Here is a 16,211-nt window from a genome sequence, read left to right on the forward strand (position 1 = left end):
CCTAGTGTTTAGTAATACTTTCAATATATCAAAAATTATATTTTTGCTCTCTTAGTTTAAATGCAGTATTTCCACCTTCAAGAATTTCACAAATATGCTCTTTTATGGTTTTGGACTCTAAAATAGACGCATGTTCAGAATCAAACTTAACGTTTGACTCGATACTACCGAGTTTATATTCAAACTTTTTACTGCCATTATTAGGAGTTTTAGACCCGTGCTGATTCGCAACTATAATCTGTTCACTATCAGCATTAACTACAACATTAGCATTATGTGTCACTAGGATAATTTGTCTTTTTGATTTCTTCTCTTTAATGTATGTTACAAGTTCTGTATAAATGGCTCTGTTATCTAAATCATCCTCTGGTTGATCTATTATTATCGGACATTTCCTTTCGCTACACTCTAAGCTTAACTTTAGAACTACAAAAGCTTTTTTACCTTGTGACATCTCAATATAACTGTCACCTTCATAAAGAACATCATAGCTAAGCTTAAACCAAGTCGTAGTTAGGAACTCAGAATGAAAACTCTCTTCTGTAAAGCCTGATTTTAGCTTAATTGAACCCTTTTCTAGTGCCTCACTAATATCGATAAAACCTAAAAATAAAGCTTCCACATCGGAAAATTGTAAATTTGCATAATTTTGTGCTTTTTCTGGTTGTTGATTAATATACTTGACTATAAATGCATTAAATTTTTCGCCCTGAAACTTTGGAATAGGTGATATTTCTAAGCTATTATCCTCAAGCACTTTAATCTCTTTAGTTAGAAGTAAGGGCTCTTTATTTATTAAACGCCAATTATCATGAGTTTTAGTTAGAATTACGCTAGATTCATTTCTAATTTCATTGATCTCATCTTCTAACTGCATGATAACTTCAAGCTTTTCATTTTCTTTAGTTTTTTGGACTATTAATGGCTTTATCGACTCAGTAGCTTTAAGGTATTGCTCTATTTGGATAAACTTACTATCTGTATCTATTAAAGAAATTTGCTTCTCATAATAATCCTTAGTAGTATTTAGAGCTAGTTTTGCTACTTGCTTTAACTCTTCAACTTGGGATTCAACAAACGTTTCGATATTATTAAGCTTTTCTTCTGTAGTGTCTTTTATATATTGGTAAAAAGGATTATCTAAAAATGGATTGCTAATTTCTAATACATTTTCTACGGATAGATTACTTATATCTTCTATAGTGCTTTTAAGAGTGCTGAGACTATACTCCAGCTTTTTCAAAGCAGCTTGTTTTTGACTATGCTCTTCAAGCTCATGCTGAGTATAGCTTCCAATACTAGACTCGTTTATTGACTGATCTAATCTGTCAATCTGCTGTGATATATCGATTTTATTTCCAATGCTACTTGACTGTTCAAGCTTCTGATTGATAAGTCTTTGATTACTAAAATAGCTTGAAAGCTGACTAGCATTTTTCTGTCTCAACCCTGCAATGTTCTTATCACTATCTTCATAGACTTTCGGGTTTAATTGAAATAGGATGTCTTTAACTATACTTTCAATACCTTCTTCATGTGTTTTATGAAACATATGACCTTGATAAAAATAATCTATTGATCTTGTATCATCTTCCTTATTATCCTGCCAAATTATTTTAATACAATCTGAAATTTCTTGAACATGAATTTCTGGTTCACCATTTTTCAGAGAACTAGGAGCAACCTTGTTAGCAATACACTGGACTAAGGTAGACTTTCCAGAAGAACGTCCACCAATGATAGCATTAAGGTTTGGATTCAAATAAAGAACGTTAGTACCTATGTTTTCATTGTTGATTTCTATCCTATCAATTACTTCGTAATCTAACTTGGGTTCTGGTCTATTTGAGCCTATGTACACGCGTGTTTCAGGCTCATGAAGTATTTGTTTTAAACCCTCAAAGGTTGGCTCAGCTTTAATCCAACAGTATCGATTCAGATCAGGGTCAAACAGCTCTTCTAAACAATGAGCATCACTACCATGTATACAAGGTTTTAATGAACCATATTTTTTTATTATTTCCTCTTTATCATCAGCTCTTTTGCCTATAAAGTACTCAATATCAGATAGTTTCGGTGAGAAAATTCCGTTAGAGGTTCTGTAAATTGTATTCATTAACTCTCTTGGTGGAACCTCATGCTTACCAACACCTGAAACACCATCTGTTGAGTTATTAGAAACAAATATGAGGCAATTATCAGATAAAATCTTTCTTGAATTTATAGCATCTATGATATCAGTATGATTTATAACCAGTTCTCTTAAGCCAATTTTATAAGCAGTATCGTTATCGATGGCTTTAGAATCATGGTGTCTGCCTAAGCTTGTAACATCATGTCTAGTTAAATTGAACTTTTGCTGAGTGTCAGTTGTCATTTCAACTTTCGTCATGAACCCACTTTTGAAATCTTCAATAATCTCTGGATTAAATATTATATGGATATTGACTAGTTTACTCTTTGAAGTAGTTGGAGTAATTCTAAGCTCTATATTAGGTATTAGAAATATCTTACTTACCGCATCTTTTTGAGATTCAGTGAATGAAGGATGTTTGTTAATATGCTCTTGAAAAATCTTAACTTTTTCAAAGTTTTCAATACTAAAGTAGTCAGTGATACCTATAACCTTAATACCTTTCTCTAAAGCTTTAGTGAACAAATTCTCACAGTATTCATCGAAAGTTATATTGCCAAACTGATCATTTTTGGCAGTTCCTTTTGTATGAACATGTAAATCCCAACGCCCCCATTCTGAACCTCTATACATCTTAACGTCCTTATTACCCAATGAAATGTTACGGTTATTATTTAGTTTACTCTCATTATTGACGCATCTTCCTTCATCCAGCCCGATCTAACGCCTTGTTAATAATATCCTTCACCAGATCATCTTGAAACTGGGTGCTAAAACTCACGCTGAGCCCGACTGCTTCCATCTGATTAAATAAACGCTCAGCATGCTTAATCTTGCGGTTTTCCTCTGCTCTAAGGTTATCAGACGATGAAGTGTCTTTGGTCTCAATAATTAAATTTAGCGTTTGACCTTTATCAGTCTCAACAACATAAGCAAAGTCAGGTGAGTAAGTGCCACCCCCAGCTATTGGTATTCTGATTGAATTTCGAGGAATCTTACTAAATACCGTCACATGCTTTATCTTCTCTTGAATATTTTGCTTTTCTAAAGGCGAATCATAGAAGACATCTTCAAAAAGATAAGCGTCATCGGGCTTACCGTTATCATAATGAACACCTAGCTGACCTGATTTTAACTCGAGTAAAGGTGAGCCATTTGAATCTGTATAGCTGGTAGGATGAACTTGATTAGATATGATGTTATAGCCTATCTCAAATTTTTGCATAGCATTTTGGAACAGATACAGCTTTATCCCATCAGCAAACTTACGGATAGTTTGGATGTTCAAGTAGTCATTAATATCAAGACCTTGTTCACCTTCGTCTTTTAGATGTTTGAGAGTAACGAACGCTTTATGCAAGGTTGGCAGTTTTATATATGTTTTTTCAGATAACTGACGTAAAAAACTACCGTAACTCATTGTGCTGATTTTTGCGAAGTCTTCTTCATCGTCATATACACTCTGATAACCAGCTTGGTTATTGTGGATATGAAGATTCGATACTTTTGTTACGAGCCCAGTCTTACTAAAGTTATTAGCGGTAATTTCTTGCTTGAGATAGTCCATAAGTAGCTTTTCATAAAAATTACCCTCATCTTCAAACTGATATTCTAAAATGGCGCGCTGGTTAATTAGCTCCCATAACGCTTTAAGCTCTTCATACTTACCAAGTCTAACTTTGGTTTTAGATTTAATGTCCTCTTTAGACTTATTCTCAATTTTGCCTTTTTTAAGTGCTTTACCAAAGGCGTCAGGATAGAGGTCTTTAAGGGCTTGATAACCACCTTCCAAGAACTTCTCGTCATCATCAATTAAGTTTTGGTCATAAAGTTGATTGCTGAGCTCTCTTTTACTCACTTCATAATGATTTTTGATTTGCTCAACTAACTCATTGTTCAGCTCTTCTGGCACTACTTCTGAAGCAGAGGTCTGATTAATCTCTTGGGTCAGCTCCTCTACAAAGTCCTTTTCCGTAAAGTCGACATAGTAGTTTAAGCGAAAGTCATCAGTCTTCTCCCTCGCCATGTGTTCATTAACAGGCAGTCGTAAGCCTCGTCCTACCTCCTGTAGTTTAGAGGTCGTACTACCACTTGAGCGTAGCTTACAGATTTGAAAGACGTTTGGATTATCCCACCCTTCGCGTAGTGTCCATTTAGAGAAAATAAAGCGTCTTGGATTATCCAGTGACAATAAACTTTCTTTGTCATGCAAAATTTCGTTGATCTCAGCTTCAATTTTCTCGTCGTTACCCGTGTTATCTTTTGAGAAATAGCCACCATGGGTTAGACTGATGTCTTCAATAGTACGCTGTAAATACTGTTTATAAAATGGATCTGTTTCTTTGGTAAGATAGGACTTAGCTATTGCCAGTACCCAAGTCTCAAATTGTGTTTTTAAACTGCCAGCGAGCTCATTACCGTCTCTATAACCCTCGATATCATCAATAAAGAACAACGTTAACGGTTTGATACGAGGACTACGAGTAAGCAGCTCCCGCTCCAGTTTAAAGTGCTCTTTGATAGCCTTTTGAATCATACTGTCTTGAAGTGACTCATGATAAGAGTAAGGATTAATACTCTCGTCCTTCTTAAGCTCAATACCGTTACTGAGCACCAAAGTAGTTTTATTTAGTTTTTCGATATTTAAACTGTGTATCGCTGAATGGATACTTGAAAGCGAGTCATTATTGCCAAGTATATGGCGAGTCTTAGTACCATTTTCGCTAAGCTCAAACTCGGCTTTTTTACCATCTAATGACTTTAAAGTGAGATTAGCATCATCATTGCCTGATAAGGTTTCAACGTAAGCAGTAACTCCCTTGACTAGGTCTTGGTTGAAGGCATCAATAGCAGTTAGATGGTAAATGAGATTTTTATATTCATCGTTGAAAGTTGCACCGTAGCGTAGTGTGAACTGTGCTTTTAAGTTCGATATGCTTTTCCAAGTCTTACCCTTCTGTGGAAATTTATGTGGTTCGTCTATGATGACGACAGGGTTGAGACCTGCTAGCGCATCGATGGCGCGATCATATTTCTCTCCGAGCAGTGCGCGATCAAACCTTTCTTCTTGGATAGTAGGTGAGTTAATCATGCCTTGGTTAATCACCAAAACGTGAATTTTACTCTTATCACCGTGACTGGCATTGACAAACTGAGTCACAGACTCTGGCATATAGGATCTTTTGCCTTTCTTACTTTTTTTGCTTTCAACCACGTAAATGACAATTTGCTTATCATGATACTCACCTTGAAAATCATGGCGAAAGTGCTCACGTAAAGCGTCACTTTTTAAGAAGTTTACCGTACCCGCTTTAATAGAAAGAGTAGGCACGACAACGATAAACTTAAACAGCCCATAGATTTTGTTAAGCTCATACATGGTTTTGGTATAGGTATAGGTCTTACCTGTACCTGTCTCCATTGAGATATCAAACACAAGATCATCACTGCACTTGTCTGTGCCAAATATACCGTTCTCTTGTTGAGTTTGCTTGATATCACTAGTTAATACGCTAGCGTTAAAGCTAATCTTAGGATTGATATACTGGCTGATGATATAGTCACTTGAAGGATGGAACTCTACGTTCAAAAATGACTTTATTAACGCAGTAATCGCCTTCTCTTGGTGAGATAGATTTGGTTCAAAGTTAAAGCCTGCCATGGTCACTCTCGTCTATGAAGTTGAAAAAGAAAATAGCTATCAAAAATTTAGTATCTAACAATAATATTGATCGTGATCTTCTTTTTGTTTTGATAGCTTCTGATGGCTTCGTTTAACTCCATCTGTATGGCAGTATCGAAGTTGTAGCCGTTAACTATGATTCTATCTGGCGCAAAACTTTTATCCTCATCTAACTTATCTAACAAGCACTTCAAATTTTGAGTGCCAAAGTCAGAGGCGACTAGATATAGGTTCTTATTCACCAGCTCAGCGTTATAGCCCTGCAAGTCTATACTTATAATATCTGCAGTCAGCTCATTGTTATCGTAAAGCATCCATGTCGCTAGCAGCGCTTGATACTGCTCGTCACTTAATACCATATCGTCAAATAAGCTTTCATTAGCAACTTCAAAATCATCATCTATCTTAGGACGGAAGTCATTAGTCGTTTCAAAGATTTTAAAGCCTAAGTCGCCTTGATAATCAGGGTTTTCTTTAGCGATTTTTTGCGCAGCTTTGGTGATACGGGCTTTGGTAATGTCAAATACAGCTCTATATCCTTTCTGATAAGCTAAACTGTCTTGCTCAATATCTTCTGACAACTGAATTGAGATACTTTTCCTACGCCCATCATCTAAGCTATTCAACTCCATTAATGCATGAGACGTAGTTCCTGATCCCGCAAAGAAATCCATGACAAGGCTATCTTTATTAGTTGCAATCGAAACTAAATATTTAATGAGTGATAGAGGCTTCGGAAATGAGAACGGGATATCAAACTCGTTAATTAATTGCGCTCCCATACTCTGTGTATTACCCATATTCATTAAAACACTAACGACATGGCTTTGAATATTCCTAACTTTAACGCTTTCAATAGCTCCATTTTCAGTTAACCGATAGTCGGTTAACTGACCTTTAGTATCTAATGTAGGCTTAAGATTGTTACCAATGAACAATTCAAGGTTCCGTTTTGAACTCCACCCGCTTTCTACAACAACCTCATTAGTTAACCTACCGTTCTTAACAATTGCATCACGGTGAAAGAAGGGATAAGAGTTTGCTCTTGCTTTAATTACTCCATCTGAGAAGTTCGCTCTAAATTCAACTGGGAGTAACACCTTACTAATAGGGTTTTTAGGCCCATTTTTTACAATTGTGTTTACAATTTCATTATTGAATAGCTTACTGGATTCATCGATATTCGGATCTAACGCCTCAGGAAAGTCAAAAAGCGCAGGTTTCTTGGTATAGCAAATAATATACTCATGGTTAATTTTTATTTTAGCTTGGTTATCAAAGTTACCGTCTGTTCGCCAAGTAAATTGGGATAATAAGTTCTCTTCTCCAAATATTTCATCACATAATAGTTTTAATTGAGCTTGCTCATTATCGTCAATACTAATAAAGATCACGCCATCCTCGCGCATGAGTTCACGGGCGATATATAGCCTTGGATACATAAAGGTCAGCCAAGCGCTATGACTATTCGAGCCTTTAGCGTTAAAACTAAGGATTCGTTCCGCTTCGGCTTTATCGATGCCTGCTAATCGGCTCAAATCATCGACTGAAAACTTAAAGTTATCTTGATAGACAAAACCATCTGATCCTGTGTTGTAAGGCGGATCAATATATATCATCTTAATTTTTTCACGGTAGCCATTCACTAGATGCTTCAACACTTCAAGGTTATCACCTTTAATCAGTATATTACCGCTATCACTGTTCTCTAAACTCTCGTTATGCGTTGTATCAGGTTTTAGTAGCTTTTGAGGCGGTAAGTTGGTTAACAGCCTAGCATAGGCTTTACCAAGCCAATTTAAGCTATATGATTCCTTGACCATATCTATTTCGTTGGCTTTTACGACTTCCATCATCTTTTCAGGCTGAAAATGGCCATCCTTATCGAAACATTGAGGAAAGTGCTTCTTCAAAATAGCAATTTGTTTACTATTTGCCGTTTCAGTTTCATCAAAAAGGGTTTCGGTAGACAAGTTGGTCATGATACTTCCTAAGGTGTAAGGTAAAAGGAGCGCTTATATAACTGATTTGGCATTATGACAAAGTCATTCTATCCAAACAATGAGACAAATATTTCAAACGACACATATTGTCGCATATGCTCGGCTAATGTGAATTGTTAATCAGCTAACCTGCTATTATAACTTTATAAAAATCGATAGTCATGAAATAGGAGTAGATAAGATGTTTGAGATAAAAGGGCTGGATCAACTGAACAAGACATTAAGTGAGTTGGGCAAAGTGACCGATGAGCTTGAAGGTGAATTAGGAACCATACAGTTCGATGCTGAAAGTGCTGAAAGCATTGAATTAGCTATCGTTGAAATGGAAAACATGGTTGATAAAAAGTTCGAAAATTACGCTTCAAATCCTATGGCTATCGACATGGCTAACGGTATCAAGGCAGCCTATAGGCAGATGATTGTAGATAAAGCAAGTGAAGCAAGAATACAGGCAGATAGTGAGGAGAATGAAAATGGCTATTGATCTATTCAAAAAAATAGATAATACCGTGTTAGATCTCCAAGCATCACAGAGCCAAACTTATGAAGGCTTGCTTGAAAAGCTAGCTCAGCTGTTGCGCCATGATGACTTGCAGCCTTTCAATGAAATACTTACTAAAAATATTAATTTAGAACAGTTTCTAGAAGATAGCTATGCCACACAGAAAGGAATGTCGGGCACTAGCAAATTACAATGGACTGGCGATGATGAACATGACTTAGGTTTAAAGTATGCATTAATTCAAAAAATAGGTAATGATACAAGTTATGCTTTCAATTATGCATACGAGTTTTTTAGTAGCCGCGATAATAAAACAATCTCTTGTATTCACAACTTAGTTAGAGGGCTAATAATCCCCTTTGTACGCGACTACAAAGAATATGTTGCTTCAAATAGCAAAATTGAGCCTGAGCTTAAGACACATGATGCTAACGCTGTAGCTCAATCTAATAGAAAAATATTTGTCGTTCATGGGCATGACGATCATGCAAAAGAAATGATGGCGCGTTTTCTAGAAAAAAATGACTTTGAAGCTATTATTCTTCATGAACAGGCAAGTGGTAATAAAACGATTATTGAAAAAATTGAGCATTATGCAGATGTAGGGTTTGCAATTATATTACTGACTCCAGATGATATGGGTAAATCGAAAAATGCAGATAATTACCAACCTCGAGCACGTCAAAATGTGATTCTAGAGTTAGGTTATTTTATGGGGAAGCTCGGACGGCATAAAGTATGTGCATTCAAATCAGATGACTTAGACATTCCGACAGATTTTAGCGGTGTTATTTGGAACCAATTAGATAATGCTGGTGCTTGGAAACAGGTACTATCAAAAGAGCTCAGTGAAGCAGGCTATAATTTAGATAGTAATAAGCTTTTAAAATCTTTAGGATAGATATTTCATCTCAAAAAATAGGCTATCTAGATCCACGTTCTGGGACTGGTAGCTTATACAGTTTGCTATAGCTAAGTACCGAAGGCTATTAAAGTCTTTTCAGTTGTCATTGATATTAGGTTCATAGAGAACTACATAGCGTACAAAGCCTTTTTATCAGCTTTTAAAAGTATACGGAATTATACGGTAGAAATGAGTATAACTTTGCTATCGAGAGCACCCATCCTTACGGACTCACTTCAATTACTTTTCAAATACCTGATAGCTTGCTAAACACTGCACTTTCTAAATATTTACGCTTATAAAAGTGATGTTGAACTTAGTATGGCATACTTATTTTATCTCAAATTAATTTATAGATATTTTAGATAAAATCTCATGTTCACTAATATAAAGTTCATTAGACATGCACATCTCACTCCATCCCTTCCAGTAACTATTAGCTTTCTTTGAATACATTGACCTATCCCAAATATCTTCAATCCAAGGATTGTGACGATACTTATCAATTACTTTGATCGGATTTTGTTTGGCCCAAATTAATTCGTTAAAGTCTGGTTCTGAAACTATTGCTCCTCTAATCTTTGAGATATGGTACTTACAAAGATACTTTAATGTTAAAGATAGGAGCGCTCTGTCTTCAGAGCCACCTATACCTACCTTGTCACTGACATGCACACGAGAGTCTAGAATCGAACCATGCCAACTATCGTAATGCTTGATAATAACTAGTTCACCGTTTTCAGTATTGTTCCGAGCAAACCAGACCAACTTAACCTCATCTTCATTATTACCTTTTAATAAGCTTCTAGCATTCTCTTCAATGTCATAGCCAAACTCAAATGTTTCTTTTGCGAAAGGCCTTCCTTCATCATGAGCGAGCCAATTCTTTTGGCACCCAAAGTATGCGGCTAGTTTTTCTAATTCGTTAAACGATGGCTCTTTTCGCCCTTCAAACCAATCCTCAGTGACGCCCACACTATTGTATCCAAGCGCCTCAGCAACTCTAGAAATACTTGGGGTATGAAAACTATCAGCTGCCTTAGCTTCACTCAAGAGGAAATTTAGTTTGCCAGATAGTAGATTTAAGCGATCGCTACGTAAATGAGCATCAAAAAAACTCTTTAAATCGTCGATAGCTTCGATATAACTTCCTTCTTGACCTTCAAAAGATTTTTCTAGTCGATACTGTGCCTCGGCATTAATTGAACGTCCACTAACTTTTGAGGCGTCGGAGATCAGGGCTTTCAATTCAGTAGGAATTCTTAAATTAAACTGCACATTTTTTGACATTTCGAAGCCCAAATAGAATATTGAATTTTAAACAAATAATATTACCATAAGGAACTTGCGACGATGATAGCATAATGCTATCATCTTATGTAACAAAACCTGAAGGGGTGAATACATGTCAAATCAGAAGGTTCAGATGAACGTCTGGGTACCTAAAGAACTTAAGAGGTTTGCCATAAATGATGCAAAGAACCAGTTCCATTCGTTATCTCAATATATAGAAAAGCTTATGTTTAAAGCCAAAGAACGCAGCGAACTAGAAAAGAGATGAAACCTTCTCTTAAAGACCTTTTTGACTCTAATGCAAAAGTAATTTATCTAAAACGGTTTAGATTGCAGAATGCAAATTGGTCAAAGACTGCTCAGGCTAATGATTACGATTACATTTTTAGCTCTTTAGCTAACTCAGATTATCACTTCAGAATGCCTGTTATCATTCAATCAGATGGTTTACCTTGGAAAATAGGCAACCTATATCTCATGGGACAACTAGACACTCCAGCTCTTTCAAATATGAAGACCTTATCCGCAAGAGCTATCCACCTAAAATACTATCTACAGTACCTAGAGCATAGTAACCAACACTTTTTAGACTTACCTACCCAGTATCAGCAAAGGGTTCCTCGCAAATTCAAAGCTTTTTTACAGGTTGTAATAGAACAGCACGACTTTAGCTCTCAATACATTAATAACATTCTGTCCTCTATTGCTCATTTCTATAATTATATACAGCATCAATCACTCGTACCTCAGTCTGATATAGAGAATAAGCCCTTTAGAGAAAGGAAGGTTTCTATACCTATTCATAATAATGTAGGAATAATGAGAAATATTAGTGTTATTACAAATGATCTCAAGCTAAGAAGCAGCAGAAAACCTTTACCATCATTAGGTAAATTGAGAGATGGAGGCAGTCTGCGTCCTTTAAGCTCTGAAGAACAAGAAATTATTTTCAGGGCATTTGATAAAGACTATGCGTCAATAGAGTTAGAACTAATGATAAGAATAGCTCTCGGAACAGGAGCTAGACAACAAAGCGTATGCACTCTCTCTATTGCTTGTATTAAAACTGCTCTCAACTACTTAGAACAAAGTGCTGATTCAGATTATGCCGTGATAAATACTGGATATAAACACAGAACAGATTCAAAGAGTGGGAGACTAAACCGCTTAATATTTTCACGTAACCTAATTGATCATTTAGCAACATATATAGATTGCGAAAGAGCGGAACATAGAAGACAGAATATAAACAGCTTTTATGCAAATACTGACGACAACTATGTGTTTTTAACTCGAACTGGAAACCCCTATCTAACTGCTGAAAGAGAAATTATAGATCGTAATCGTAATAACCCTAAACCAGTTTGGAACACTGAAGCACCAGTCATGGTGCCTAAAAACGGCCAATCTTTAAGAAATGAATTAAAAAGGTTCATCAATAAAGTTCAAAAAGTTGAACCCAGTCTTCAAAATTTTTCATTCCATGATTTACGTGCTACCTATGGGATGAATATCGTAAGAAACCTTAGAGCTAAGGATTACCCTGACTCTAAAATATTCGATCATGTCAGACAGAGGTTAAATCATAGAAGTTTAACAACCACTGAAGCCTATCTAAAATTCGACTCTGAAATAAAAGAATTTAATGATATTCAAGAAACTTTTGGAATAGCGTTTGATTTAGGTGAAAAAAATGTATAACTCTTTCCGTGATAAGAAACTTATAGAGATAGGTACTAGGCAAATAGTAGATATTAAGTATCCTCAATACACAGTTATCGTAGGCTCAAAAGCTGATGGTAGGACTTTTAGAATGGATATCGGTAGAGTCTGTTATACCGATAGAGATAAATACTCTACTTATAACCGTCATAAAACTAAACGTTACACTACATGTCAGGTCAAAGAATCATCACTATCTATAGAACGTAGCAGATGGTTGAAAATATATCTCACAGATATACTTCAAAGAGGTTGGCGAGATGAGTCGTTAAAAAGCACTCTAGTTGTATTAAGAAGATTCTTCAATTTTTGTGATTTTAAAGGCTCTAAGCCAATTGATTTAGATAGTTTGGTATCAAATTATAAGTACTATCAAATTAATCTGTATCATAAAAGCCGTTTGACTGAGGGAGAATCTTTAAGTGCTTCAACACTCTACTCAAATCTAAGCGTCGCCAGAGACTTCATAAAAATAGTTTTTGAACTATCTGATATTGAGATGCTGAACATTATTCCTAAACCACGTTACAGAGGACATAACACTAAAGAAAGAAAGCATTCACAAGAAGATTTCAGAGTTTTTTTACAAACCTGTATTACATGTTTCAATGAATTCTCAAAAGCGATATTAGATAATATATATCCTGTACCTGTTACTCTACCGTCATCCCCCTCAAGTAAAGATTATTATTGGACTTCTCCTAGTAGTTTGGGTGTAAGAAAAATACCTAACTTGTTTGATAGTAAAAACGAGCTATTAACTTTTGATAAAATAAAACCTATCTTAGAACCAAGCTTTAAGAATGAATATTCTATAAGAAAATTTTATAAGAACACATTAATAGCTTCTAGAACTAATTGGAACAGTGACATATTAGAATATAAAAAAATCTATGCTTATAACTTATGTACGTATTGCTTTTACTATATATTTCTTTCTTTTACCGCCTCCAATATACAACCCACACTTGATTTGAAAATATCTGATCTAGACTTAGAAAAAATTGGTTCATCGAACTTCGCTACAAAGCACAAATACAGAGCAGGCAGACAAGTTGATTTCTCTGCGTCTCCGCAACTAAAACGTTATCTAATACAATACTTAAAGCTTAGAGAAAAAATTGATAGTTATGGATTTAGCGAGGGTTGTGAATACCTGTTTGTTCGGATTGGTGAGCAAGGTCAGTTGCTTCGTTTTGGTAGAAGTTCTACAAGTGCTACTAATAAAGAATCTCCTTTATTTAAAGGAGTGAAAAGAATTTCAGCTAGAGATATCAGAAACTTATGTTCGGAATATTTTATAAAACACTCTAAAGGAAATCTATCATTAGTAGCTAAAAAGCTGAATAATTCGCTGACTACGGTAGCTAAATCTTATGCTTCAATCGATATTGATTCCCAAGCTATAGAGATGAACGAATACCACAACAAGATGAGTGCTGCAATTCTTAAATTTGGTCGAACTAATCACCAACCTATACCTATCAATACTTCCGATAATTACGATACTTTGGAAATACCAACAGGATCTTGTTCCAACCTATCTGATTATGACCCTGTTAAGGCAATAGGATTTAGTGAGGAAGCTCTCAATCCTTCTTGTGCAACATTCGAGAGCTGCTTGTTCTGTGGATTCTTCGCCGTACACAGAAGCTTTGAAGATATACATAAGCTATTAAGCTTGAGGGAAGCTTTGTTGAAGTCTTCTGCTATGCGTAATGATCCTGAGCATTACCTTATTTCAATAAAGCCTTCATTGGACAGAATTAGTGAAATTATTGTTACTCTTCAGAAAGGGGACGATAGCGTTAAAGAACTAGTAAACGACGTCGAACGACACATTAACGCGCAAATTTATAACGAGTATTGGAGTAAGCATATTGACTTTCTTAAAACTGCCTCACAATATAAATAGAGATAAATCAAGTTATGAAACATATTATGATGCGAGAATCTTCCAGTAAGGAAGTTCAACCTATACCTAATGCCTTGCTTGACAGGCAATTGAACGACTTAGCTGTAACTTTTTCTAAAAATGGAGAAGCATTATCCATTTTTTCAGATGACATCTGGGATTATAGTGCTACTAGCAATATCTTGAAAACTATCAACTTTAGATCTAGAATTCAAAAATCAATAGAAACTAATAGTATTGATAATAAAAAAATTGACTTGGCAGTTAAATTTCTCAAGATATTTGCACTCCATTGGATTTGTGAAATAAATGGGTGTTCTATGACAAAGTTTAGTAGCGACTTAGTAGCTCTCTCTTTTCTAATTGGCTACTGTGTAAACAACGATATAGAACAGCATCACATATTTACGGAACCTAATGCAATCGAGTTTTTAATTACCAGTAATACATCAGAAAGACAAATAGGACTATGTTTAGCTAGAATAAATAGAATTATCAATACTGCATCTGTTTTAAATCAGAATAAATTTTGGATTAACTTACAACCCTCAGAAGAATTTTTGATTAAACTAAAAAAAGCTAGACTGTCTTTTCCTGAGACTACTGATGTCTTTCAAACCATGGTCATTCCTTCACGCATTTATCAAGCTCTTTTAAAAGACAGTATTGAAATTTTGAGAATTTTTAATGAGTTTCTAGATGAATTAGAATATATTTTCTCTACGCGTATTAAAATAAGAGATACAACGTTAAAAATAGAAAAAAATGCACCAATGGCAATACTAACTTCGTCACAAAAGTCTTTATTTAAGAGTTATTGGGATGCTAATTTGAGAAAAGACGATAGGTTGATATCCATTTTAAAAAACCTTCGGAAGGCAGGACTTATAAAAGAGCTGACTTGGGGAAGTTTGACAATTTGCTTGGCTCAAATTCAAACTAGGTGCGCTATAGTTATAGCTGCTTTTACAGGTATGCGAAAACAAGAATTATTAGCTGTACCTTTCAATGGTTTAAAATATATTAATTCTGAAAATGGTAACATACCTGTTATATGGTCAACTACAACGAAGCTAGAAAAAGGGGGAGTACCACGATTTACTAAGTGGGTTACAGGCTCGGTTGTTGAAGATGCCTTCAAAGCAGCTCAGTTTATCGCTGAGGGGGTATTAGCTTGGTCAGGAAACAAGAGTTGTATAGAAACTGATAAAAGTAAATTGCCGTTGTTCCTCTCAATTGAGAAAGGAAAATTTAGTAAGCCTCATCCTAATTTCAATTATACAACCTCTTCGCTTCGTCACACACAGCTCGAAAGAATTATGAGAAGTAAGCAATTTCTTATCTCAGAACAAGACATATCAGAGGTTAATTGGTTTCTATATGGTAATGAAATATCTGACAGCGTCCAATTAGGTCAGCCTTGGCCTTTGGGTTTCCATCAATTTAGACGCTCTCTAGCCGTATATGCTGCTTCTAGTGGTTATGTTTCATATCCTACCCTCAAGTCTCAACTAAAGCATATCAGTATGATAATGACAGTCTATTACACGGACTCGAACTCTAGAGCAATAAATATTTTAGGAAATGGTCCTGAAGTTATCGCTATGCAAAAGGAGTGGCAGGAAGCCCAAGCAAGAGTAGAGTCAGATAACTTACATAAATTATTAGATAGTGGAATGAAGTTAACTGGTGCGGCTGGCAAAAATTTACAAAAAAAGCGAGCAGAGAACAATTTTCCTAAGTTTTTAGACGATAGAAAGAGCACTAAGAAAGCGGTAAAAAACGGTAAAATTCGTTATAGATCTACTTTAGTAGGCGGATGTATGTCTATCAAACCTTGTGATAAGGGTGCTGGTGTTTTGGCAACTGCTTGTATTAGCTGTGAAAATGCAGTTTTTTCATCAGAATCTAGAAGTAGTTTAATACAAACCAAAGATTTTTATGAGTCTCAACTCACTCTAGACATTCCTAAACGTGTCCATCATGAGTACGAAACGAGCATTAAAAAAATCGATAGCCTTCTTTCAGTCTTAGTATTAAATTAAGGAAAAACAAT

9 protein-coding genes are annotated in these 16,211 nt (G+C 35.5%); 5 read left to right on the forward strand and 4 right to left on the reverse strand.

Annotated features, from left to right (window positions below):
- Window positions 1-28: 28 nt before the first annotated feature.
- From ACR63N_RS11585 to ACR63N_RS11595, 3 genes are all read right to left on the reverse strand, one after another.
- Window positions 29-2,767, reverse strand: coding sequence for a TrlF family AAA-like ATPase (locus ACR63N_RS11585; protein WP_472782049.1), 2,739 nt, complete (start codon window positions 2,765-2,767; stop codon window positions 29-31).
- Window positions 2,768-2,840: 73 nt separating this feature from the next.
- Window positions 2,841-5,795, reverse strand: coding sequence for a type III restriction-modification system endonuclease (locus tag ACR63N_RS11590; protein WP_472782050.1), 2,955 nt, complete (start codon window positions 5,793-5,795; stop codon window positions 2,841-2,843).
- 47 nt (window positions 5,796-5,842) lie between these two features.
- Window positions 5,843-7,798, reverse strand: coding sequence for a DNA methyltransferase (locus ACR63N_RS11595; RefSeq protein ID WP_472782051.1), 1,956 nt, complete (start codon window positions 7,796-7,798; stop codon window positions 5,843-5,845).
- 202 nt (window positions 7,799-8,000) lie between these two features.
- Between ACR63N_RS11595 and ACR63N_RS11600 the strand changes: the two genes are divergently transcribed.
- Window positions 8,001-8,303, forward strand: a complete 303-nt coding sequence (locus ACR63N_RS11600; RefSeq protein WP_472782052.1) for a hypothetical protein — start codon at window positions 8,001-8,003, stop codon at window positions 8,301-8,303.
- A complete protein-coding gene (locus tag ACR63N_RS11605) occupies window positions 8,293-9,222 on the forward strand; it encodes a TIR domain-containing protein (protein WP_472782053.1) in 930 nt (309 codons plus the stop codon). Before ACR63N_RS11600 ends, ACR63N_RS11605 begins: the two co-directional genes overlap by 11 nt.
- Before the next feature lie 348 nt (window positions 9,223-9,570).
- Here the strand turns inward: ACR63N_RS11605 and ACR63N_RS11610 are convergent, their stop codons facing one another.
- The gene (locus tag ACR63N_RS11610) at window positions 9,571-10,515 is read right to left on the reverse strand and encodes an Arc family DNA-binding protein (protein WP_472782054.1); all 945 of its coding nucleotides are present in this window, start codon (window positions 10,513-10,515) and stop codon (window positions 9,571-9,573) included.
- A 267-nt stretch (window positions 10,516-10,782) separates the two neighbouring features.
- On the opposite strand from ACR63N_RS11610, the gene ACR63N_RS11615 reads away from it, so the two are divergent.
- From ACR63N_RS11615 to ACR63N_RS11625, 3 genes are read left to right on the forward strand one after another with little or no spacing between them, the layout of a single operon-like run.
- Window positions 10,783-12,219, forward strand: coding sequence for a tyrosine-type recombinase/integrase (locus ACR63N_RS11615; RefSeq protein WP_472782055.1), 1,437 nt, complete (start codon window positions 10,783-10,785; stop codon window positions 12,217-12,219).
- Entirely contained in the window at window positions 12,212-14,155 is a 1,944-nt protein-coding gene (locus tag ACR63N_RS11620) for a hypothetical protein (protein WP_472782056.1), read from the forward strand. Before ACR63N_RS11615 ends, ACR63N_RS11620 begins: the two co-directional genes overlap by 8 nt.
- Before the next feature lie 26 nt (window positions 14,156-14,181).
- Window positions 14,182-16,200 (forward strand): hypothetical protein, encoded by a 2,019-nt coding sequence (locus ACR63N_RS11625; protein WP_472782057.1) that lies wholly within the window; start codon window positions 14,182-14,184, stop codon window positions 16,198-16,200.
- The last annotated feature ends 11 nt before the right edge of the window (window positions 16,201-16,211 follow it).

The organism is Psychrobacter sp. M4, assembly GCF_055699795.1.

What these genes read in the sequence shown, in the direction of transcription:
- ACR63N_RS11620 (WP_472782056.1), top strand. Translation starts at nt 12,212, where the DNA reads ATGTATAACTCTTTCCGTGATAAGAAACTTATAGAGATAGGTACTAGG.
- ACR63N_RS11610 (WP_472782054.1), bottom strand. Translation starts at nt 10,515, where the DNA reads ATGTCAAAAAATGTGCAGTTTAATTTAAGAATTCCTACTGAATTGAAA.
- ACR63N_RS11615 (WP_472782055.1), top strand. Translation starts at nt 10,783, where the DNA reads ATGAAACCTTCTCTTAAAGACCTTTTTGACTCTAATGCAAAAGTAATT.
- ACR63N_RS11590 (WP_472782050.1), bottom strand. Translation starts at nt 5,795, where the DNA reads ATGGCAGGCTTTAACTTTGAACCAAATCTATCTCACCAAGAGAAGGCG.
- ACR63N_RS11605 (WP_472782053.1), top strand. Translation starts at nt 8,293, where the DNA reads ATGGCTATTGATCTATTCAAAAAAATAGATAATACCGTGTTAGATCTC.
- ACR63N_RS11625 (WP_472782057.1), top strand. Translation starts at nt 14,182, where the DNA reads ATGATGCGAGAATCTTCCAGTAAGGAAGTTCAACCTATACCTAATGCC.
- ACR63N_RS11595 (WP_472782051.1), bottom strand. Translation starts at nt 7,798, where the DNA reads ATGACCAACTTGTCTACCGAAACCCTTTTTGATGAAACTGAAACGGCA.
- ACR63N_RS11585 (WP_472782049.1), bottom strand. Translation starts at nt 2,767, where the DNA reads ATGTATAGAGGTTCAGAATGGGGGCGTTGGGATTTACATGTTCATACA.
- ACR63N_RS11600 (WP_472782052.1), top strand. Translation starts at nt 8,001, where the DNA reads ATGTTTGAGATAAAAGGGCTGGATCAACTGAACAAGACATTAAGTGAG.